The 20,692-nt window shown below is 62.2% G+C and carries 19 protein-coding genes; 7 read left to right on the top strand and 12 right to left on the bottom strand.

Annotated elements, in window-relative coordinates:
* Positions 1 to 31: 31 nt before the first annotated feature.
* The 6 genes from cdd to lpdA all read right to left on the bottom strand — a co-directional run bounded on the left by cdd (position 32) and on the right by lpdA (position 7,099).
* Positions 32 to 466 (bottom strand): cytidine deaminase, encoded by a 435-nt coding sequence (gene cdd, locus DN745_RS16340; RefSeq protein WP_111336463.1) that lies wholly within the window; start codon positions 464 to 466, stop codon positions 32 to 34.
* Between the two features lie 79 nt (positions 467 to 545).
* The gene (locus DN745_RS16345) at positions 546 to 1,382 is read right to left on the bottom strand and encodes a purine-nucleoside phosphorylase (protein ID WP_204355024.1); all 837 of its coding nucleotides are present in this window, start codon (positions 1,380 to 1,382) and stop codon (positions 546 to 548) included.
* Between the two features lie 139 nt (positions 1,383 to 1,521).
* Positions 1,522 to 2,733, bottom strand: coding sequence for a serine/threonine-protein kinase (locus DN745_RS16350; RefSeq protein WP_133621934.1), 1,212 nt, complete (start codon positions 2,731 to 2,733; stop codon positions 1,522 to 1,524).
* Between the two features lie 246 nt (positions 2,734 to 2,979).
* Positions 2,980 to 4,011 (bottom strand): hypothetical protein, encoded by a 1,032-nt coding sequence (locus DN745_RS16355; protein ID WP_133621933.1) that lies wholly within the window; start codon positions 4,009 to 4,011, stop codon positions 2,980 to 2,982.
* 241 nt (positions 4,012 to 4,252) lie between these two features.
* Positions 4,253 to 5,557 carry an imidazolonepropionase gene (gene hutI, locus DN745_RS16360; protein WP_111336469.1) on the bottom strand — a complete coding sequence of 435 codons (1,305 nt, stop codon included), beginning with the start codon at positions 5,555 to 5,557 and terminating at the stop codon, positions 4,253 to 4,255.
* A 126-nt stretch (positions 5,558 to 5,683) separates the two neighbouring features.
* Entirely contained in the window at positions 5,684 to 7,099 is a 1,416-nt protein-coding gene (gene lpdA / locus DN745_RS16365) for a dihydrolipoyl dehydrogenase (RefSeq protein WP_204355025.1), read from the bottom strand.
* 203 nt (positions 7,100 to 7,302) lie between these two features.
* Here lpdA and DN745_RS16370 point away from each other — a divergent pair, with 203 nt between their 5' ends.
* Together DN745_RS16370 and DN745_RS16375 are read left to right on the top strand one after the other, a co-directional pair.
* Positions 7,303 to 8,052 (top strand): phosphocholine cytidylyltransferase family protein, encoded by a 750-nt coding sequence (locus DN745_RS16370; RefSeq protein WP_111336473.1) that lies wholly within the window; start codon positions 7,303 to 7,305, stop codon positions 8,050 to 8,052.
* A 237-nt stretch (positions 8,053 to 8,289) separates the two neighbouring features.
* The gene (locus DN745_RS16375; protein WP_111336474.1) at positions 8,290 to 8,868 is read left to right on the top strand and encodes a chalcone isomerase family protein; all 579 of its coding nucleotides are present in this window, start codon (positions 8,290 to 8,292) and stop codon (positions 8,866 to 8,868) included.
* Between the two features lie 90 nt (positions 8,869 to 8,958).
* Here DN745_RS16375 and DN745_RS16380 read toward each other — a convergent pair whose 3' ends face one another.
* The 4 genes from DN745_RS16380 to nirK form a co-directional block, all read right to left on the bottom strand.
* A complete protein-coding gene (locus tag DN745_RS16380) occupies positions 8,959 to 10,089 on the bottom strand; it encodes an acyl-CoA desaturase (protein WP_111336476.1) in 1,131 nt (376 codons plus the stop codon).
* A 172-nt stretch (positions 10,090 to 10,261) separates the two neighbouring features.
* The gene (locus tag DN745_RS16385; protein ID WP_133621932.1) at positions 10,262 to 10,951 is read right to left on the bottom strand and encodes a hypothetical protein; all 690 of its coding nucleotides are present in this window, start codon (positions 10,949 to 10,951) and stop codon (positions 10,262 to 10,264) included.
* Between the two features lie 295 nt (positions 10,952 to 11,246).
* Positions 11,247 to 12,242 (bottom strand): SCO family protein, encoded by a 996-nt coding sequence (locus DN745_RS16390; RefSeq protein ID WP_162687736.1) that lies wholly within the window; start codon positions 12,240 to 12,242, stop codon positions 11,247 to 11,249.
* 136 nt (positions 12,243 to 12,378) lie between these two features.
* Positions 12,379 to 13,869, bottom strand: coding sequence for a copper-containing nitrite reductase (gene nirK, locus DN745_RS16395; protein ID WP_111336482.1), 1,491 nt, complete (start codon positions 13,867 to 13,869; stop codon positions 12,379 to 12,381).
* Positions 13,870 to 14,341: 472 nt separating this feature from the next.
* Between nirK and DN745_RS16400 the strand changes: the two genes are divergently transcribed.
* Complete coding sequence (locus DN745_RS16400) at positions 14,342 to 15,505, top strand: NnrS family protein (protein WP_111336484.1); 1,164 nt, start codon at positions 14,342 to 14,344, stop codon at positions 15,503 to 15,505.
* 358 nt (positions 15,506 to 15,863) lie between these two features.
* Positions 15,864 to 16,592: a 2-phosphosulfolactate phosphatase gene (locus tag DN745_RS16410; protein WP_111336488.1), complete on the top strand. Its 729-nt coding sequence runs from the start codon at positions 15,864 to 15,866 to the stop codon at positions 16,590 to 16,592.
* Positions 16,593 to 16,595: 3 nt separating this feature from the next.
* On the opposite strand, the gene DN745_RS16415 is transcribed toward DN745_RS16410, so the two are convergent.
* On the bottom strand, positions 16,596 to 17,321 hold the full coding sequence (locus DN745_RS16415) for an HD domain-containing protein (protein ID WP_111336490.1): 726 nt from the start codon (positions 17,319 to 17,321) through the stop codon (positions 16,596 to 16,598).
* Positions 17,322 to 17,512: 191 nt separating this feature from the next.
* Here DN745_RS16415 and DN745_RS16420 point away from each other — a divergent pair, with 191 nt between their 5' ends.
* Together DN745_RS16420 and DN745_RS16425 are read left to right on the top strand one after the other, a co-directional pair.
* Positions 17,513 to 17,890, top strand: a complete 378-nt coding sequence (locus DN745_RS16420) for an Mpo1-like protein (RefSeq protein ID WP_204355026.1) — start codon at positions 17,513 to 17,515, stop codon at positions 17,888 to 17,890.
* A gap of 305 nt (positions 17,891 to 18,195) precedes the next feature.
* Entirely contained in the window at positions 18,196 to 18,978 is a 783-nt protein-coding gene (locus DN745_RS16425; RefSeq protein WP_111336494.1) for a GNAT family N-acetyltransferase, read from the top strand.
* A 7-nt stretch (positions 18,979 to 18,985) separates the two neighbouring features.
* On the opposite strand, the gene DN745_RS19420 is transcribed toward DN745_RS16425, so the two are convergent.
* Complete coding sequence (locus DN745_RS19420) at positions 18,986 to 19,180, bottom strand: C1orf53 family protein (protein WP_133621931.1); 195 nt, start codon at positions 19,178 to 19,180, stop codon at positions 18,986 to 18,988.
* Between the two features lie 285 nt (positions 19,181 to 19,465).
* On the opposite strand from DN745_RS19420, the gene DN745_RS16430 reads away from it, so the two are divergent.
* Positions 19,466 to 20,683, top strand: a complete 1,218-nt coding sequence (locus DN745_RS16430) for a hypothetical protein (RefSeq protein WP_133621930.1) — start codon at positions 19,466 to 19,468, stop codon at positions 20,681 to 20,683.
* Positions 20,684 to 20,692: the final 9 nt, after the last annotated feature.

Genomic DNA, 20,692 nt, shown 5'->3' on the forward strand with positions numbered 1-20,692 from the left:
GGCGGTGGGCAGTCAGCGCAAAGTCAGGCAATTATTTATCGAGGTCAGCTTTCCCGAAGCGAAATGGCAACAGCGCGTCCAGACTCGTAGGCACACGCTGCCCCTGCGTATTCGCCATCATAATGGGCAAATCATCGGAGAACTCGGAGAGCACCTGGCGGCAGATCCCGCAGGGCGCCGCGGGCTGTTCGGTGTCGGTAATGACGAGCAACGCGCTCGCCCGGCGCGCGCCCCCGGCCACGGCGCTGCATATCGCGCTGCGCTCGGCACATATCGTCGCCCCATAAGACGCGTTTTCGACATTCCCGCCGGCGTAAATATCGCCGGATTCCATCAAAAGTGCCGCGCCAACCAAAAATTCTGAGTAGGGCGCATACGCCCGCTCGCGCGCCTCGGCCGCTGCCTTATACAGCGCATCCCAGGTTTGCTCGGAGATCTGCGAGGTCGAATTCTGTCGATCAGCCATAGGCACCTTCCTTTCTAAAGTGGACGCTCGGGCGAAGGCCGCGCAACGCGACGACCTTCGCCGGCGAGTCGCGCCAGATTTATAGAATTTCGATGGTCTTTCGCACCAGCGAGGTGAACTCACCGCGCACGCGGTCTGCGGTTTCCTTGACCTCGTCGTGGTTCAAGCGCTCGGTACCAAGTCCTGCGGCCAGGTTGGTGATGCAGCTGATGCCGCCGACCTGCATGCCGCCGTGATTCGCAACGATCACCTCCGGCACCGTCGACATGCCGACCGCGTCGCCGCCGAGCGTCTGAATCATGCGAATCTCGGCAGGCGTCTCATAGCTCGGGCCCGACATGCCAGCGTAGACGCCCGTGCGAAGGCTCAGGCCGAGTTCTTCACCGGCCTTGAGGATCACCGCGCGGAACTCCGGGTCATACGCGTAGCTCATATCCGGGAAGCGGGTGCCGAAGCGCTCGTCGTTTTCGCCGCGCAGCGGATGCACGCCGGTGAGGTTGAGGTGGTCGCTGATAACCATCAACTCACCCGGGGTATACTCGGGGTTTGCGCCACCGGCCGAGTTGGTCACCAGCAGGCGCTTGATGCCCCACAGCGCGAAGGTGCGCACCGGGAAGGTCACCTCGTCGAGCGTCCAACCCTCGTAATAGTGAACGCGCCCGGCCATGGCGATGACGTTCTTGCCCGACAGACGCCCGTACACCAACTTGCCCGCGTGCCCCTGAACCGCGGACTCCGAGAAGCCCGGAATCTGCGAGTAATCCAGCGAGATCGCGTCCTCAAACTCGTCCACCAATGCGCCCAGGCCGCTGCCCAGGATCATGGCGACTTCCGGCACGCCGGGAATGCGCTCCTGAAGCCATTCCACGGTGCCTTTAACCTGCTCGTACAGCGACATTTCGTTCGTTCCAGCCATTTGCCTCTCCTTTATATTTAGCGCGGGATGTATTTAGCGTTCGCGTCAACTTAGTTATTAAAACAACTACCGTAATAAGTTCATCTGTATCCGCTCAGGCCTGCGCTGACAAGGTTTGAAGTTCACGCCCCCCGCGCCTTCAGACGATACCAAAGCCGTGGGTCAGCAGATAAATAATCGTTAAAATCAGCACGAAGAGCAGCAGCGAGAGGATAAACACCACCGTCATCGGGGCAACGACGGGCACCTCGCCGAAAAACGCGCGCACGAAGCGCTCCACCGGACCACGCTGCGACGGCCGAGGCCGCGCCAGGCCGCGCTCGCGCATCATCGACAGGTCATCGGGCTCGCCGTCGGACTCATAGAGCCCGGCCTTGCCTGCCCATTGGAGCGTGGGTTTGGCGTCCACCTCGGGGTTATAGGGATAGGTGATGCCGTCGTGGCGCAGCCCCTGCGCCACCCGCACCAACCGGTCACGCACATCACTGGCCCCCCTGGGGCGGTCCTCGGGCGCCTTCTCGAGCATCTCGCAGGTCAACGCGAGCAACTCCGGCGTGACCGTATTGCTCACGCGCCCCTCCAGCGACGGCACCGGCTCAAGCTTGTGGGCGCGCATCAGCTCCAGGTCATTGTCCCCGCGAAACGGCGCCGCCCCGCTCAACGCGGTATAGAGCATCACCCCGAGGCTATATAAATCGCTCTGGCCGGTCGGCGGCTTCTCGTCGATAAGCTCCGGCGCGATGATGCCCGGGGTCCCGGGGACCTCCCCGTTGCGGGTCAAGTGCGTGTCGCGCGACAGCAACTTCGCCACGCCAAAGTCCAAGATCTTGACGTGCAAACGCCCGTCCCGGTGCCGCCCCAACATGATATTATCGAATTTCAAATCCCGATGGATAATGCCCGCGGCGTGCGCCTCCATCAGCGCCTCGCAGGTCTGCACGAAGACGTCGAGAATCTCGGGCAGGCTCATCTCTCCCGACTTCAAGCCCTCCCGAAAGGTCACCCCCTCGAAGAACTCCATCGCCAGATAGGTCAGCCCGCCGGGGTCGCGCCCGGCGTCTATCATGCCGACGATATTGGGGTGGGCAAGCGACGCCACCACCTCGATCTCCTGGCTGAACCGGCGCACCAAATCGGTCTGCTCGGCCAGCGCCGGGCGCAGAATCTTGACCGCGATCTGGCGGTTTACGCTGAGCTGCGTCGCCTTAAAAACGATCCCCATGCCGCCGGTGCTTAGCACGTCGTCGAGGCGATATCGCCCGTCGAGCACGCGCCCAACCAGACTGCGCGGCGCGTCCTGCGCCGGGCTGGCGTTGCATCCTCGATTGGCCAATGTGGGGCGCGTGGTCATCCCGCGAAACTCCTGCGCCACCCGCGACGCGTTGCTTAAACTCGCTCGGGGCGTCAAGTCATCAATAAAACTTAGCGCACAATTACACCATCCGGTGGAATATTGCGAGCTTTCGACTTCATTGTGCGCAAGAAAGACGGCTGAAGGGATCGACGCGGAGCAAATAAAAAAAGGGCGCGATGAAAGAATTCATCGCGCCCCAGCGGGCTGCTCTCTCGGGGCCGGGCCCCGGATTGAACGCCCGGTTTAGTTCGCCATACGGGACAGTCCACATCCAAAGGCCTTCGAGGCGTTGCGCGTCGAGGCGCCGTGATGGCGCTGGTATCGCTGCGCCTCTGCGCTGCGCGCGACCTGCACCGCGTTCGACACGCTCTTGACACAATCAGCGCGGGTGCTCGTCAGCGGCATCGCCTCGTCGCAAAGCGCGCGGATGGAGGTGCCCGAGAAATTCTCCCGCAGCTTATTGGTCACCCGGGCGACCGACTGGGTGCCCTCGCTGCGAACGCCGTAGGCGCCGTGCAGGTCGGTGCTGGGGTCGAGCATATGGTCAATCTTCTCAAAGAGTACGCTCGCGCCCACGACCTCGACCATCGACTTCCACTGCCCATCATCGACCCGGCTCTCGCAGCTATTATAGCGCGCGCGCAGGTTCTGGAAGTTACGCAGCGCCTGGGCCTGCTGGATGCCGGAGGTATTCTGCATGGCGAGCGCATACTCAACCCACAGGCCGGTGTGCAGCGTTTCGCAGGAGTTGGTATCATAGCGAAGCGCGCTCTGATAAAGCGCACGCGCCTCGGTCGCGCTCGTCGCGTTGGGCACCCACAGGCTCGCCCAGGCCAGGTTATTGGCCATCACGCCGCTGGTGGGGCGCTCGACATTGCGAAGCCCCGTGCGCAGCGTATGGATGGCGCGCGAGTATTCACCGCGCGAGATCTCATGATACCCGGCGATATTATACAGGGTCTCACTCCTGGGGTAGAAATGAACGCCGTGCTTGGCCACCCGCGCCGCCGCCAACGAATCATTCTGATTCTCGTAGCAGCTCGCCAGCACGATCCACTCATTCTCGGACCATCGCGCCATATTCGGCCCGACCACCTCACGCACCGAATCGCAGCGCGTCGAGGTCTTCGTCATTTGAACAACGCGCGCCTCGGGGGCCGTTCGATTCGCGACCTGATAGGCGAGCGTGCCGACCGCTGAAAATGCCAGGAGCGCCACGGTCGCGACCGTCGCCGAAGCTGGACTGCTAAAAATTGTTCTGGGAGTGATTGCCATGGCCGCGTGCCTCGCTGGTTGGTGGGTCGTGAATCTACTCGGAAGTATAGTGAAAACGCACTGATGACTCAACCCCCTCGAACCGAGAAGTTATTCCGAGCACTACCTAGCCGCGCGCAGACGCACCCGCGGGCGACTCCAAATAACATAGGCACAGCCGACGCCAGCGTCGACTCCAGAGGCCCAAATGGCGCCCGTTTCGGGCGCCATTTGGGTATAATTTCGCGGCGATCGCGCCGGCTTAGATCTCGATCTTATCGGTCCAATACGCGAATTGGCCGTCCTGGATCACCCCGGCGACATGGTTCGTGCCGAAATGATAGGGCACATAGCTCATTGAGGGCGCGGCGAGCAGGGTAAGGTTGGCGCGATGGCCCACGCGAATGCGCCCAATATCGTCGCGACGAAGCGCCTTCGCCCCGCCGATCGTCACCGACCGCAGCGCCTCAGCCGGCGTCATCTTATACAGCGTGCACGCCAGCGTGAGCATCATCCCCAGGTCCTGGGTCATCGCGCTGCCCGGGTTGAAGTCACTGGCGACCGCGACCTCGCAGCCCGCGTTGAGCAGCTTCCTGGCCGGCGCCAGATGCCCGGTGGTTCCCAAAAACAGGTTCACCGCGGGCATTAACACGCCGACCACGCCCGCCTCGGCCATCGCGGCGATCGCCGAATCCGGCGTGAACTCCAGATGGTCCGCGCTCGACGCGCCGATGTCGGCGGCGAGCTGCGCCGCGCCGGCGTCCGTCAGCTCGTCGGCGTGGATGCGCGGGATCAGCCCGTGCGCCTTGCCCGCCTCAAGCACCCGCCGCGCCTGGGCGACCGTGAAGGCGCCGCGGTCGCAGAACACGTCGCAATACGCCGCCAATTTCTGCTCGGCGACCTGCGGGATCATCTCATTGCACACCAGATCGACGTAGGCATCCGGGCGGTCTCGGAACTCGCGCGGCACCGCGTGCGCCCCTAAAAAGCACGGGATCAGCTCGCAGGGAAGCTCCATGTCGGCGGCCATCTTAATCGCCTTAAGCGACTTCAGCTCATCCGACACCGTCAGCCCGTAGCCGCTCTTGATCTCGAGCGCCGTCACGCCCACCCGCACCGACTCAAAGACCCGCTTCACCAGCAGATCGGCCAGGTCGCGCGTCGGGGTTCGGCGCAGGTGGTCGACCGAATTTAAGATGCCGCCGCCGGCCTCCAGAATCTCGACATAGGGCTTGCCCGCGTTGCGCATCACGAACTCGTCGGCGCGCTCGCCGGCGAACACCGCGTGGGTGTGACAATCCACCCAACCGGGCGTCGCCAGGTCGACCTCGATCACCGAGACATTGCCCGAATCGGCCTGCTTGGGGCGCTCAGCCCAGGGGCCAAACCACTTGATTTCGCCGTCCACCACCGAGATCCCGGCGTCGTCGATCGCCCCGACGATCTCGCGCTCACGCGCCTCCAACTCGGCCGCCGACGCGCGCGGATCATAGGCGCGAAGCGACGCGACCTCCTCAGGCATCGTAAGTAACTGACGTGCATGAATAAAATAGGTGCTGTCTTCCATGGTCGCCTCGCGAAAGTTGACGCGCCGGGTCGCGGCGCGTCGTGAAAAAACTCGATAAAAAGATCGCGGCGCGACAGATGTCGCGCCGCGATTAAGATGCTGCTACCCGATTCTTACCCGCAAGAATCAGATATGAATCGGCGCGCCGTAGAGCGCGTGCGCGGCCTCACCGACCGCCTCGGACAGCGTCGGGTGCGGGTGAATCGTGTGCAGAATCTCGGCCACCGTCGACTCCAACTCCAGCGCGACCGCGCCCTCGGCGATCAACTCGGTGGCGCGCGGCCCGATGATATGCAAGCCCAGGAACTCGTCGTATTTCGTCTCGCTGACGATCTTCACGAAGCCCTCGGTCTGCCCGAGGATCGCGGCCTTGCCGACCGCCGAGAACGGGAACACGCCCACGCGCACATCGTAGCCACGCTCGCGCGCCATCTCTTCGGTCAGCCCCACCGACGCAACCTCCGGCGAGGCGTAGGTGCAATTGGGCACATGCTCATAATTGATCGGGTGCGCCTCTTCTCCGGCCAGGTGGTTCACCGCCAGCACCGCCTCGTGCGAGGCGACATGCGCCAGCGCCGGGGTGTTGACGATATCGCCGATGGCGTAAACCCAGTCCTCGGAGGTCTGCATATACTCGCTGACCGGCACGAACCCGCGCTCTTCGAGCTCGATATTGGTCTTGTCGATGCCGCAATCGTCGGTGACCGCGCGCCGCCCGGTGGCCACCAGAAGATGCGACGCCTTGATGGTCTTCGACGCGGTCTTCCCGTCGACGCTGCTCTCCACGACGATCTCGACGCCCTTGGCGTCGCTCTTGACCTCGGTGACCTTCGAGGAGGTCATGACGTTCATGCCCTGCTTCTTGAAGGACTTCTCGATCTCGGCGGAGACCTCGCGGTCCTCGATCGGCAGCAGGCGGTCGACCATCTCGATCAGGGTGACCTCGGAGCCGTAGCGAAGGAACACGCTGGCGAACTCACTGCCCACCGCGCCCGCGCCGATGACGACCAGGTGCTCCGGGATATCCTTCATCGCCAGCAGGTCGTCGGAGTCAATGACGCGCTCGTGGTCCATCTTGATAAACGGCAGGTGCAGGCACGCGCTGCCGGTCGCCAGCACGCAGTGCTTGGTCGTCACCGTGGTGACCTTGCCGTCTTGACCCTCGACCGTGATCTTATTTTTTCCCGCGATACGACCGTGCCCAAAGAGGACGTCGACCTTATTCTTCTTCATCAAATATTTGACGCCGCCCGCGTTTTTCTGGATCACGCGCGAGCGATATTCGTCCATCTTCTCCATATTGACTTCGGCTTTGCCCACCGATACGCCGAAGTCCTCGGCGTGGCGCGCCTCAGACACCAGGTCCGCGGTGTGCAGCATCGCCTTGGTCGGGATACACCCGCGCAGCAAGCAGGTGCCGCCCAGGCGCTCGGTCGGCTCGCGCTCCACAATCGCCGTCTTCAGGCCCAATTGTCCCGCACGAATCGCCGCGACATAACCGCCAGGACCACTGCCTATTACCACTACATCGTACTCACTCACGATTCGTCTCCTTTTGAATATTAATTGGCATCTAAGCTAAAAAAATCATATAAATCAGTCAGGCGCATCAGCGCACCTGACGCGAATAATCTGGGCTGTGCGAAACGTACTCGGCGCTTATTTGTTGTCAAGTAGACCCCCGCATCACGCCGGGCTTTCGCCGCCATTCTCGCTTCACAAATCCCCTCACACGACAAAAAATCATGCGCGCAATTATCATCGCTGCCGGTCTGGGCAGTCGTCTGGAGCATCACACCGAAGAGCGTCCCAAATGCATGGTCGAGGTCGGCGGCCGCTCGATCCTGAGCTACCAGCTCGAAGCCCTGGGCCAAAACGGCGTGCACGACATTCACATCGTGCGCGGCTACCTGGCCGAGCGGCTGCGCGTCGAGGGAGCGACCTACCACGAAAACGCCAACTTCCGCCAAAATAATATCCTCGCCTCGCTCTTTTGCGCCGAAGAGGCCATCGAAGGCCCGCTGTTCAGCTGCTACTCGGATATCGTCTACACCCCGGAAGTGGTCAAAAAGGCCGTCGATTCCCCGCACGATATCGCGCTGGTCGTCGACCGCCAGTGGCACCTGGCCTACCAGGGCCGCCACGACCACCCGGTCGACCAGGCCGAATTGGTCGAGGTCGACGGCGAGCGCGTCACAAGCGTCGGAAAACGCGTGGGCAAAGAGAACGCGGTCGGTGAATTTATCGGCCTGGCCAAATACTCCGCGCGCGGCGCGCAACTGATGCGCGAGGTCTGGCGCGACGTGCGCGCCAAATTCGGCGACGAGGACCCCTTTCAGGCCGCCGAGAAATTCCGCAAAGCCTACCTCACCGACCTCTTCGAGGAGATGATCGCCCGGGGCATCGACATCGGATGGGTTCCGATTGACGGCGGCTGGCGCGAGATCGACACGGTCGAAGACCTCGAGCGCGTGCGCAGCGAGTGGGTGGACTAACGCACCCTGGGTTTGACGCTCGATGAATACACGCGAGCGCCATCGCGTCGAAGCGGTGTGGCAGAATAGCGACCTGAGCTTAACACTTAGGGAGAGGCCCCCGCGACGCGGCGCGTCTTGCGCCCAACGCCGATGCTCATTACCCTAGTGATTCTCAATGCAAGATGATTTTGGTCTAAGATATTCGCTAATTTGGGCCACTTCGGCACAAATTTTACCCTAAAAGGGAGATTCACCATGAAACGATGGCTCTCAGCACTTGCTCTACTCGCCGTAACCGCCGGTTTTACCGCCAACGCCTCGGCCGCCGAATGCGAAGGCGTTAAATTCCCCGACACCGTCACCGTGGACGGCCAAAAACTGGTCCTCAACGGCCTGGGAATGCGCGAAGCGACCATCTTCAACGTCGACGTCTACGTCGCCGGGATCTACGTCACGCAGAAATCCAAGAGCTCCAAGGAACTCCTGGACACCAGCAAGCCCATCAAATTCGTCATGAAATTTGTGCGCGACGTCGACAAAAGTGACGTCGCCGGCGCCTACAAAGAGAGCTTCGAGAAAGCCCCCAAGGCCACCCAGAAAAAGCTCAAGCCCGAATTTGACAAGCTCCTGAGCTGGATGAGCGGCATCAAAAAAGGCCAGGAGATGGAATATACCTACACCCCGGGCAAAGGCATGGAGGTCAAGGTCAAGGGCAAGGTCAAAGGCGTCATCAAAGGGGCCGACACGACCCAATTCTTCCTCAATATCTGGCTCGGACCGAAGCCCCCGAACAAGGGCCTCAAAGCCGGTCTTCTCGGCGGAAAATGCGGCTAATCTCTCGCTGAGAGTTATCCGATTTAAAGCATAAAAAGAGCCGGTGCGATTTCTCGCACCGGCTCTTTTTTTGTGCCCTCGACCCGCGCGTTAGTTCCGCGCGGCCGCCGGGATCAGATTATGCCAGGCGCGGAACGCCTCGAGCGCGCGACGCTCGGCGTCGATGCGCGCGTGCTCCAACTCCTCCAGCGCGTGCGCCTGCATCTCGCCGGCGCGGCGCGACCACTCCGCGCGCTTGGCGCGCATCTCGGCCAGCGCCTCGTCCAGGCTCTGCTCGGCGGCTTGCACCTGCTCGCGCAGCCCCTCGCTCCATTCGTGCATCTGCGCCTCGTAGCGCTCACGCAGCGTCTGGCAGCGCTTGCGCAGGCGGCGATCGATGCTGCTGCGGCGCAAATCATGCGCCAAACCGACCTTATGCAGCAGGCCAATGGTCCACTTGGTCGGGTCAAATTGGTACCAGCGAAACCCGTTGCGATAGTCGCCCGGGAAGCTGTGATGGAAGTTATGATACCCCTCCCCGAAGGTGAACAGGGCGAGCAGGCCGTTGTCGCGCGCGCTCATATCCTGGTTCCACGGACGGCTTCCCCACATATGCGCCGCCGAGTTGATGAAGAAGGTGAAGTGGTGGACCACCACGATGCGAATAAGCCCCGCCCACAGCAGCATCCCCCAGACACGCCCGGTCAAAAGCCCGAGCGCCAGCGGCACGCCGATATTAAAGGCCAGGCTGATCGCCGTATAATATTTATGCTGCCACTGACACATCGGGTCTTTGAGCAGGTCCGGCGCGCTGTCGAAGTCGTCGTGCATCTTGCCTTCGACCATCACCCAGAGCATATGCGCCCACAAAAACCCCTCCTCGATGCTATAGGGGTCGTCCTCGGTGTCGATATGTTTGTGGTGATAGCGATGCCCGGCGCACCAGGCGATGGCGCTATTTTGCCAGGCCGCGGCCCCCAGCACGAGCAGGATCGCCCGGATCGGTTTCGGCGCCCACCACGCCCGGTGGCTAAACATGCGGTGATAGCCGGCGGTGATGCCCATGCCGGTCAAAAACCACAGCGCCACCATCGCCACCGGCTCCGCCCAATGCACGCCGTGATGATAGATAAAGAGCGGGGTTAAGATCAGCGCCGCCAGCGGCGTCAAAATCAAGAAGAGCGCGTTAAACCACAGAATACGGGGCTTTTTCCCCTCACCTGCCGAGCCACTATAATGCATGTCTAAACTCTCACGGCCAAAGTATGATGAACCGAATCCGGTTCCACCCGACCCGGAAATGCCATCCTTATTACAACCCACACCTCCCTTAAGAACAAACAGGAGGCTCCAAAATTCCTATCATCCAATGCTTTGACCGTCCGTGAGCAACGCGCAAAAACGGTCGCCCGGCTTATTCGTCCTCGCCCTTCATCGCCACGAGGTGAAAGATCTCGTCGCGCAGCTGGCGCGCGCGCTCGAAGAGCTCCGGGTTATTATCCTCGCCATCGGCCTGCTCGATCTCATTGAGCGCCTTCTCCAGGGCATCCAGCGCGCGCTTAAGATGCTTGCGCGGATTCGGCTCCGGCTTATCGCGCAGGTGCTCGGGGATCGCCTCTTTGAACTCGCGGCGCAATTGCGACGCCGAGCGCTCCCCGGCCAAGGCGGCGCGCTTGAGTTCCAGGTAGGTCTCCTGGGGCAAGCGCTCCTGCTCGGCCTCCTGCCAGCCGCGCGACAATTGGTCGACGGTGTCCATATCTGGCGTCGGGCGGCGCTCACCGCCGCTGCCGCCGTACGCCTCATCACGCCACTCCAGCAGCTCGGGGGCCTCGTTTTGCAGCCACTCATAGCCCTCGCGCAATTTACGGATCTCGCCGCGGCCGAGATAAAGTTCGTTTTTATAATATTCGGTGACGCTCGAATACTCCCACTGACTCCACAGCTCTTCGGCCTCAACCTCTTTGAGGTGACGCCCCAGCTCCACCCAACTTCCCTTAAAATCAAGCGCCGCCTGCAGCGCGTTATAGCGCACCGAGCCGGGTTCGACCTTCTCAAGCAAGAGGCTAATTTTCTCGGAGGGACTCAAGTCTTCAGCAATATCCACGTTTTCCATAAATCTACGAGCCGGTTCTCTAGAGGCAAATAATGACAAATCTCAAACAACTGACTCATAAGTCAGCCGTTCCCTGATTCGCGGCAAAACGTCTCCCAAAAGATGGGACGCACGTCGAATTTCGGTGACTGCTCATATCGACGAAGGCAATCGGGCGCAACCCGAATTTAACCCGGACGCGCCCGACACTATTTCGCCCGCAGGGATCATCCCTGCGGGCGCTATCGATCGAGGTGTGCTGCGGCCGACCTAAGCTCCTCTCGGCCGGCCGATCTTCGGGTCCCAACTAAATCGCGTCGCCCCCGTCTTCTTGCACCGAGATGCGAATCACCTCGTCGGGCAGCGCGGTGCACCCCAGATAAAGATCGCCGGCTTTATCAAAGACCTGGGTCGCCGAGGCCCCCGGGGCAAGCGAGATATCCCCCACGAAATGATACATATAATCGTTATTCGTCCAGCGAATCCCCTCGCCAACTTTGACCCGAATATAGGCCGGAAGCGTCGGCTTCATCTGCGCCGCGCGCCGATACGACCCCGCCGGAATCGACACATCCTTCACCTCGCCAATTTCGGGCAAACGCGTGCCGAGCGCCGGGTCGGCCAGCAGCGCCTGCAGGTCCTCGGCCATCGTCTCGGTCGAGGTGCCGTAGGGGTAAGAGACCGGGATCTTGTCGCCGTTTTGGACCAAGAAGATCTGGCCGGTATGGTCGTATTTATACGTCAACCCGTTGACCGGCTTCTCCAACTCGACCCGGTTGCGCACGATCTTCCAACTCTCATAGGCCTCATCGAGCCCGTCGGGGGTCTCCGAGGTCACGCCGATGATCTCGCCCTTATAATACGACAGATACTCCTTCATCTTCGCCGGCGGCTCGCTGGCCGGGTCGATCGTCACGAACACAAATTGCACCTGGTCGGCCTCCGGGCCCAGGATCTGCTGAATCTTCTCGAATTTCTTCAGGTTCGTCGGGCACACATCGGTGCAGCCGACATAGCCGAAGAACACCATCGCCAGCGGATGCGGCTGGCGCGCCAGGCTAAAGGGCTTGGCGCTATCATCGACGGCGACCAGCGCGGGCGCCGCGCGCGGCGGCGAAAAGTGAATGCCGCGCAATTGATGCTCGGGGGCCGGCGAGTCGGCCTGCGTCGCCGCGCTGCGCCAGGGCGCGCTGCGCGCCCACCCCAGCCCGACCAACCCGGCGAACACCAGCAGCAGCCCACCGACCTTAAGCACCTTCGAGCTCTCCCATCGCGTTGTCATTTTCTCAGTCGATGCACTCATAACGTGGGCTCCTTTTGCGCGCTTAAACTTACTATTGGCTGCGGCCTTTCGCATTCTTTTCTACAGACTTGCTAAAACGCTAAAGCGCAGCGGGTTGCGGGGGCGTCGCGCCCCCGCAACCCGCTGCGATGCTCATTTAGTGCACCGGCTTGATGCCATCGAGGCTCTTGAAGATGGTGTCGTCGGCCTCGCCTTCGACTTCCAATATCGCCACGGCTCCTTTGTCTGCGCGGCTTAAGGAGTGGTCGACCAGGATATAGGTTCCCGGGTAGTCGACCTCGAACTCCACCATCACGGCGCCACCGGCGGGCACAAGCGTGGTCTGAATGTTGCGGGCCGGCGGGCTGATAAGGTCGGCCTCTTTATAGACCCGGTCGAAGATTTCGCCGATGACATGCATCGAGCTGACTTTATTCGGGCCGCCCACGCCGAAGTACATGCGCACCGTCTCGCCGACTTTGGCCTTCATCGCGCGGCTCTCGGTCAGGGCGCCGACGCGGCCGTTGAACACGATATAGGTGGGCATTTCCTCGAGCATGCGGTTGGCATCTTCGATCTGGTGACCCTCGGTCCCCAGACGCTCGGTGGTATAATACTCGCCCTGCATCACATAATACTCGCGGTCGACTTCAGGCAGCCCTTCTTCCGGCTCGACCAAGATCATGCCGTACATGCCGCGGGCCAGGTGCGTCGCGATATGCGGGGTGGCGCAGTGATACACATAGAGGCCCGCCTTCATCGCCTTGAAGCTCATCGAGCGGCGCTCGCCGGGAGGCGCCTGCAAGACCGCGGCGCCGCCGCCAGGTCCCGTCACCGCGTGGAAGTCGATGCTGTGGACCATCTTGCTCGACGGGGCGTTGTCCAGGTGAATCACGACGTTATCACCCTCTCGCACCCGCAGCATCGGGCCGGGCACCTTGCCGTCAAAGGTCCACATCTCGTAGGTCGTGCCGTCCTCGAGCTCGGCGATCTCCTCGCTCGTGTTGATGACGAACTCCACCGTCTCAGGCGCGCGCTTTCCAATCGGCGCGGGCACGGTGTCGGCGCCCAGGCTGATCTCGTCGGTCGACACCGGCAGGATGGGCTTGAGCGGCGTGCCCGTCTTCGGGAAGAGCTGCGAGCCGGCGCCCCCGGCCACCGCCGGCGCGTTCTGAGCGACCTGCGGGGCGACACCCTCGACGATGAATTTCCCCTGCATACCCGCCTGACGATGCCCGGGCAGCGAGCAGAAATAATCGGTGCTCTCTTTGGCCACGAACGTCACCTCGACGACCTCGTCGATCTTCATCGCCGTCTCGGTGCGCACGTCCTGCCCGTCCAGGGCGATATCGTGGGCCATATTCTCCTTATTGATCAACTTCAGCGTCACCGTGTCGCCCGCGTTGGCCTTGAGCGCCGGGTTGATCTTCCCCTCGATCTCACCGCCCACCCCGCGGTAGCCGCTCATATAGGCCTCGAGCGTGTACTCAACCTCCGCGCCCACCGGCGCCACCGATTTGGCCGGGTCGCCGCTTGAGGCGTTATCCTGGCAACCCACGGCTGCCAGCAGAAGGAACATCGCAACCCAAATCATATGTTTGGGGAAGCGCTTCATCGGGGCAAAGATGCTGGTCTCGTAAACGGTCATAATCGACTCCTATATGCTCTCAGGTTTCGCGGGTTTTACTCCCGCGCAATTAATCGCTCTCTATCACTTTGGCGGTCACGCTCGCGCCCAATGCCGGGGCGCCGCGTCTGCCCAAACGTCTTTGCGACAAGCGTGCCAGATTCAAGCAAATCCCCGAGAAAAAAACTGAGCCCCCGCTCAAAGACGCTATTTTTGCGTTTGCGCCCGCATTTCCAGCCCAGCGTATGATCTAGCGCAGGTTTTAAGGCGATATTTCAAGCCGATATAAACACAACAAACGCAAATACTGCGCATCACAAGAGCCCCGCGCATTATTTACGCCCCCTTTATTTGCGAAGCCTCGCTGCCGTGCTTGTGGGCCCCACTTGGCCCTGAGGCCATCTTCGGCACGCTAATTGCTCAAAGATCCGCGTATTATAATATCGGGCGCCGCAGCTGCCGCGCTCACCCCACCCAAAGGCGGTACAGAACCATGATGTCGAATTTATTTGCCAAGGGCTTTCGCCCCTTCTTTTTGCTCGCCGCGCTGCTGGGCGCCGGCTTCGTGCCGTTGTGGATTTTTGGCTACACAGGAAGGGTCAACCTCGGCGGGTATTGGGACCCGACGACCTGGCACGGCCACGAGATGGTCTTCGGCTTCGCCCTGGCGGTCATCGCCGGTTTCTTGCTCACCGCGGTGAGCAATTGGACCAAACTCCCCACCGCGACCGGCCCGGCCCTGGCCGGCCTCTGCGGGCTGTGGGTGGCCGGGCGAGTGGGGATGCTCTTTGCGGCACACCTGCCCGGGGCGCTGGTGGCCACGGTCGACCTGGCCTTCGTCGTGGCGCTGGCCTTCTTTGTCGGCCGCCCCATCCTCGCGGCAAAGAGTAAGCGAAATTATAAATTCCTGCCGATCTTCGCCGTCCTCTTTGGCGCTAACCTGGTGATGCACCTGGGCGCGATGGACATCCTCGACGCCTCGACCACCCGCGCCACCCTGCTCGGCGCGCTCGATATGGTCATCCTCATCATCCTGGTGGTCAGCGGGCGCATCGTCCCGATGTTCACCCGAAACGCCACCGGCGCCGAGGGCCTGCGCACCGTCGCCGGGCTCGAAAGACTCCTCTACCCCCTGGTCATCGCGTCGATCATCCTGCAACTTATCTGGCCCCAACACACCGTCAACGGCGTCATCGCGCTGCTCGCCGGCCTGGCCGTCTTCGCCCGCCAGATCACCTGGGGCGGCCAATATACCGTCAAAAAACCGATTCTGTGGGTGCTCCACGTCGGCCACGCCTGGATCGGCGTCGGCCTTATCCTGCGCGCCCTGGCCATCTGGTTGCCGCAGGTGGCGTCCTCGGCCAGCACCCACGCGCTCACCGTCGGCAGCATCGGCATGCTCATCATCGGCATGATGGTGCGCGTCTCGCTCGGGCACACCGGGCGCCCCATCACCGCCTCCAAGCCGATGAGCGCCGCCTTCGCAGCCGTCGGCCTGGCCGCCCTGGGCCGCACTTTTTTGCCGATCATTTTGCCCACCTATTATATCGAGTGGGTCATCTTCTCCGGCGTCCTCTTCGCCCTGGCCTTCGCCGCCTTCGTGCTCGAGTTCACCCCGGTGCTGACCGCCCCACGCCCCGACGGCAAAGCAGGATAACCCCAAAACCGACCTACAGCCTGTATCAAGCCAGCCAAACTCCCAAGATCGCGACATACAGGCTGTAGGTCGCCTCCCGGACCCTCCAAAACCCTAAATACAGGCTGTAGGTCGCCTCCCGGACCCTCCAAAACCCTAAATACAGGCTGTAGGTCGCCTCCCGGACCCTCCAAAACCCTAAATACAGGCTGTAGGTCGCCTCCCGGACCCTCCAAAACCCTAAATGCAGGCTGTAGGTCGCCCCCCGGACCCTCCAAAACCCCAAATACAGGCTGTAGGTCGCCTCCGAAGCCGCAACGAGTTGCACCACACACCGCATCCGCTACGATGAACTTTTCCCAACACCCCGCACCCCAAAATGACCATCGATATTCAGATCTCACAGGGCCATGAGCCGCCCCTCGACGCCGCCGACGCCTATATCGTCATCGACGTCATTCGCGCCTTCACGACCACCCAGATCGCCTTCGACAACGGCGCCGCCCGCGTGCTGCTCGCCGGCGAGGTCGACGAGGCCTTCGCGCTCAAGCGCGCACACCCCGACGCCATCCTGGCCGGCGAGCGCGACGCCATCAAAATCGACGGCTTCGACCTGGGGAACTCGCCCGCCGCCTGCGCGACCATCGACTTCGCCGGGCGCACGATGATCCTCACGACCACCAACGGCGTGCGCGCGACCCTGCACGCCCTCAAAAGCGCCGCCCCGCAGGGCGCGCCGGTGTTGGTGACCGGATTCTCGAACGCCCTGGCCAGCGCGCGTTTTGTGCGGGAATTGCAGGCCCAGGGGCGTGTTACGCAGAAAATGCGCGTCCATCTCGTCGCCTCACACCCCACCGGCACCGAAGATATGGCCTGCGCCGAATTCATTCGCGCGCAGATTCTCGGCGAGGCCGGCCCCGACACAGCCCAGGTCACCGAGCGCATCCGAAAGAGCGACGCGGCGCAGAAGTTTCTCGACCCCGAGCGCCCCGCGTTTGACGCCCGCGACATCGACTTTTGCGCCGCGATGGGCCCCGAAAAATTCGCCATGCTCGCCCAGCCCCACCCCACGGGCCCGCGCATCATCGCGCGCGCCCTGGACGCCTGAGCCTCAGCTCGACACCGGCTCCGCCGCATCTTCGCGGACCGGCACGCCGATCTCGTCGGCCAATTGAGCCAGGTAGGTCTCCATAAATCGGTGGCGCTGCCCGCCGATCGCCCGGCCCGTCGGCGTATAGAGGCGCGCGGTGAGCTTGAGCATTTTGCTATAAAAATGGTCCACCGTGTAGCGCACGTCGTCGAGCTCGCGGTGCTCGGCGAAGGGGTCGGCCATATCGCAGATCCCGCCGCCCAATTGCCCGCTGACCTGAAATACCCGCGCAATCCCAAACGCCCCGACCGACTCCAGCCGGTCGGCGTCGCACACGATCTTCGCCTCGATCGAGCGCGCCTCGATCCCCGCCGAAAAGCTATGGGCCTCGATGGCGTGAAAGATGCGCTCAATCTTCGCCTCATCGAACGCCCCGAGCGCGCGAAAATGCGCGGCGGCCTTCTCGGACGATTGGCGCGAGGCGCTGCTGCGGTCGGGATGATCTTTGGGCAGATCCACCACGTCGTGCAGCAGCGCCGCCGCCGCCACGACCTTCCAATCCACCGCCTCGCCGCGCGCGATCTCACCGTCCGCGATGCGCCGCGCGTTTCGCAGCACGCGCAAAAGATGCCCCAGGTCGTGCCCGGCGTTCATCTGCATATCGGCGGCGATCAAATCCACGGTCGGCTTGACCCAATCCTCCTGGATAAGCAGGGCGATCGCGTTCTCAAAATCTTGTTGCTTCATAATCGTTTATATCGTCTTTTTCTTTAGGTTAGGCGGGATATCGAGGGCGCAAAAGCCTTCGACGGTTGCACATTTGAGCCGCTCGTTATTACGATGGGTCGCACGTACCCGACAAGCGCCGCGACCGCTCTAAACTTGCAATAAATCCCGCGGTCGGCCCAGAATCATGAATTAAACCCGAAGGAATGATAATGAGTGATGAAAAGTTCGAGAATTTCGATGATTTCTGGGCATATTACCTCGCCCAACACAGTGACCCGACCAACCGGCTGATGCACGCCATCGGCACCTCGGCGGCGCTGGCCACCGCGGCCTACGCGGTGTTCAAACGCAAGCCCAAACTCCTCGCCCTGGCCCCGCTGATCGGCTACGGCCCGGCCTGGATCGGCCACTTCCTCGTCGAGGGCAACCGCCCCGCCACCCTGGGCAACCCGCTGTGGTCGCTGCGCGGCGATATGAAGATGCTGCGCCTGATGCTCTCCGATGAGCTCGATGAGGAGATCCTTCGCCTCATCGCCGAGGGCAAATCGACCCCGAAGATGCTCGAATCCATGATCGCCGCCGAATAAACACTCCCGCGCCCCAAAAGGCGAGGCAGCAGACGGTGTGAACGCCCCCAAAACCGACGGTTTGGGGGCGTTCCCGCGCGCTGGCGCCGAATTGCGTTTTGAGCCGAATCGACTATATTTAAAGGCAGGAAAACTCCACGTCACATTCGCGGCTCGATTTGAGCGGGGCCCAAGATTTGGTCTTGCATTGTCCCGTTAACTTGTGTGAAGAGGCCCACGTATTAAATCCAGCGTGGAATCGTTCGCAAAGGGCACGCTGCGCGTGACCCTGCGGCGCCCACGCAGCTAATAGCGCAGGAGCACTGATGGCCGTCGAGCAGATTAAAGACCAAGCGGAACTGCGGGATTTCCTCACCCGTGACAAACTCGCGAACGCATACCTTCTCGGTAATTTGGACCCGGCTTTCTTGCCCTTTTGCGAGTGGTACGGCTCACGCGATGCCGCCGGAAACCTCGCCAGCCTCGTGCTGCTCTACACCGGGCTGAGCCTGCCGTTGCTCTTCATGGTCGGCGGCGACCCCGACTTCAAAGAGTTCCTGGAAGGCCTCAAAGAGCATATCCCCAACCGCTTCCATTTCCACGTGCTCGAGCCGCATATCGGCGTCGTGCAAGAGGTCTTCGGCTGCCCCGAGCCCATGCGCATGCAGCGCATGGGGCTGGAAAAAGCCGACTATAAACCCCTGGATTCCATCGAAGGCGTCGTGCGCCTTGGCCACCGGGACACCGCCGCCATCATGGCGCTCTACGCCCACTATCCCGACAATTTCTTTGCCCCCTCACAGCTCGAAACCGGCCTGTATTTTGGTGTGCGCGGCAGCGACGACCGCCTGCTGAGCATCGCCGGGGTCCACGTGGTCAGCGAAGAATACGACGTCGCCGTCATCGGCAACCTCGTCACGCACCCGCGCGCGCGCGGCAAAGGACTGGCAACGCTTTGCACCGGCCAGCTCCTCGACGAGCTCTACCAGCGCGTCTCGCTGGTCGCGCTCAACGTCCAGGACGACAACCAGCCCGCCATCAAGATGTACTCGAATTTCGGTTTCCGCCAGAATAACATCTTTCTAGAAGGCCGAAGCGCCGAGATTTAACCCCCGCTTACTCCGGCCACGGCCACGCCGGCGCCTCCGGGCGCCCGGCCACCCACCGCTCCTCCTCCGAGTAGGGGCAGTGGCGACACGCGCTCGCGCAGCAGTCTCCCTGCGCGCGCAGATAGACCGACGTCATCACAAATAGACCCGACTCCGGGTCCATATACCCAAACTCCCCCGCCTCACACGCGCGTCGATGCATCTCGAGCGCTCTTTTTGATGGCCCCTTTTTCATGCCCCGACCTTACCTCAAATTGGGCATTTGAAAACAGAGACTTTTCCAAACCCCACCCCACCAAAAAACCAAAAACCCCAACAAAACAACACCTTAGCGCGCACTCGCCGATTTAGTTTTAAAACACACGCAACATTTCACCCCATCCTGTCGAAAACCATAGGGGAAGGCCTCGAGGACTTCCTCACTTGCGGCGGCACGGATTGCCCCGAGTGGTTTGATTCGACACTTCAAATTTCAGGGAGCGATGAGATGGGTCTATTGGATGCGATTGGAAACGCGTGTAGCGCAGTGGCCGATGTCGTCAGCGATGTCGCCGACGTCGCCGTCAGCGTGGCGACCCTCGACGTGGGCGGGGTAGCCGACGGACTCGGCAGCCTGGTGGGCAATCTGGGGGACACCTTTGAAGCCGTCACCGATTGCCTGGGCCCGCTCGGTTCGGTCGTCGACGACGCAATCGGCGCCCTCGCCTCGGGCGGCGGGCTCGGCGGCATTCTGAACTCCGCGCTGGACTCGCTAGGGTTGCCCGATTGGATCGGCGACGTCGCCGGCGGGGTGCTCGACTTCTGCACCGGCAACTATGTCGGCGCCGTGGCCAACGGCCTCGACGCCCTCGAAGACGTCGCGAAGGCCTGCGGCGGCGACGAAATCGCCGGCTTCCTCAAAGCCGGCGCCGGGGTCACCGGCATGTTCAGCGGGGGCATCGGCGGCGACGTCGGAAAGATCGGCGAGGTGCTCGGCGGCATCTCCGGGACCATCTCGAATGTCGAGAACGCGATGGGCGCGGCCAGCTCGCTGATGGACGGCGACCTGGTCGGCGCCGGCGGCGCGCTGCTCGAAACGTTCGGCCCGCAGCTCGGCGAGTTGGACAGCGTGCTCGGGCCGCTGAGCGAGTCGGCGACCGAGATTCTGGGGGCCGCGCGCGAACCCGCCACGGCCATCCTCGGCGCGCTTGGGGATGCGCTCGAAGACGGCAAACTCGACTTCGATGACCTGCTCGGCCCCGCCGCTCAATTGGCCAGCGAGCACCTAAACTTCGACCCCAGCGTGCTCTTTAAGGGGCTCTCAGACGCCGCCGACAGCGCCCTGGGGCCACATATACTCAAGAACCCCGGGGCGCTGCTGGAGTCCTTCGGCGGCGCCGCCGCGAGCTTCCTCTCGCAGGCAAATAAAGCCGCCGAGATGCTCCAAGGCGGTGGGCTGCAAGTCGGCGGCATGACCCTCGAGGACTTTCCGCTCGTCGACACCCTCCTGGGCGGCGTCGTCGACGCCCTGGCCGAGCAATTTGGCCTCAGCACCGAAGATCTCGCCCGGATTCAGGACACCATTCAAATCAGCGCCGACCTCGTCAACATCGCCACCAGCGACCCCGATGGGCTGAGCATCCTCAAAGACCTGCTCGCCCAGGCCCCTGTCGCCCGCGAAAAGCTCGAGACCATCCTCCACCAGGGAGGCACGCTGCGCGCCTGATTCGAGCCC

This window comes from Bradymonas sediminis (genome assembly GCF_003258315.1).
GTDB classification, from domain to species: domain Bacteria; phylum Myxococcota_A; class Bradymonadia; order Bradymonadales; family Bradymonadaceae; genus Bradymonas; species Bradymonas sediminis.

Bases quoted from the DNA above. Each gene is read 5' to 3' on its own strand.
- cdd (WP_111336463.1), bottom strand. From the start codon at position 466: ATGGCTGATCGACAGAATTCGACCTCGCAGATCTCCGAGCAAACCTGG.
- DN745_RS16345 (WP_204355024.1), bottom strand. From the start codon at position 1,382: ATGGCTGGAACGAACGAAATGTCGCTGTACGAGCAGGTTAAAGGCACC.
- DN745_RS16350 (WP_133621934.1), bottom strand. From the start codon at position 2,733: ATGACCACGCGCCCCACATTGGCCAATCGAGGATGCAACGCCAGCCCG.
- DN745_RS16355 (WP_133621933.1), bottom strand. From the start codon at position 4,011: ATGGCAATCACTCCCAGAACAATTTTTAGCAGTCCAGCTTCGGCGACG.
- hutI (WP_111336469.1), bottom strand. From the start codon at position 5,557: ATGGAAGACAGCACCTATTTTATTCATGCACGTCAGTTACTTACGATG.
- DN745_RS16370 (WP_111336473.1), top strand. From the start codon at position 7,303: ATGCGCGCAATTATCATCGCTGCCGGTCTGGGCAGTCGTCTGGAGCAT.
- DN745_RS16375 (WP_111336474.1), top strand. From the start codon at position 8,290: ATGAAACGATGGCTCTCAGCACTTGCTCTACTCGCCGTAACCGCCGGT.
- DN745_RS16380 (WP_111336476.1), bottom strand. From the start codon at position 10,089: ATGCATTATAGTGGCTCGGCAGGTGAGGGGAAAAAGCCCCGTATTCTG.
- DN745_RS16390 (WP_162687736.1), bottom strand. From the start codon at position 12,242: ATGAGTGCATCGACTGAGAAAATGACAACGCGATGGGAGAGCTCGAAG.
- nirK (WP_111336482.1), bottom strand. From the start codon at position 13,869: ATGACCGTTTACGAGACCAGCATCTTTGCCCCGATGAAGCGCTTCCCC.
- DN745_RS16400 (WP_111336484.1), top strand. From the start codon at position 14,342: ATGATGTCGAATTTATTTGCCAAGGGCTTTCGCCCCTTCTTTTTGCTC.
- DN745_RS16410 (WP_111336488.1), top strand. From the start codon at position 15,864: ATGACCATCGATATTCAGATCTCACAGGGCCATGAGCCGCCCCTCGAC.
- DN745_RS16415 (WP_111336490.1), bottom strand. From the start codon at position 17,321: ATGAAGCAACAAGATTTTGAGAACGCGATCGCCCTGCTTATCCAGGAG.
- DN745_RS16420 (WP_204355026.1), top strand. From the start codon at position 17,513: ATGAGTGATGAAAAGTTCGAGAATTTCGATGATTTCTGGGCATATTAC.
- DN745_RS16425 (WP_111336494.1), top strand. From the start codon at position 18,196: ATGGCCGTCGAGCAGATTAAAGACCAAGCGGAACTGCGGGATTTCCTC.
- DN745_RS19420 (WP_133621931.1), bottom strand. From the start codon at position 19,180: ATGCATCGACGCGCGTGTGAGGCGGGGGAGTTTGGGTATATGGACCCG.
- DN745_RS16430 (WP_133621930.1), top strand. From the start codon at position 19,466: ATGGGTCTATTGGATGCGATTGGAAACGCGTGTAGCGCAGTGGCCGAT.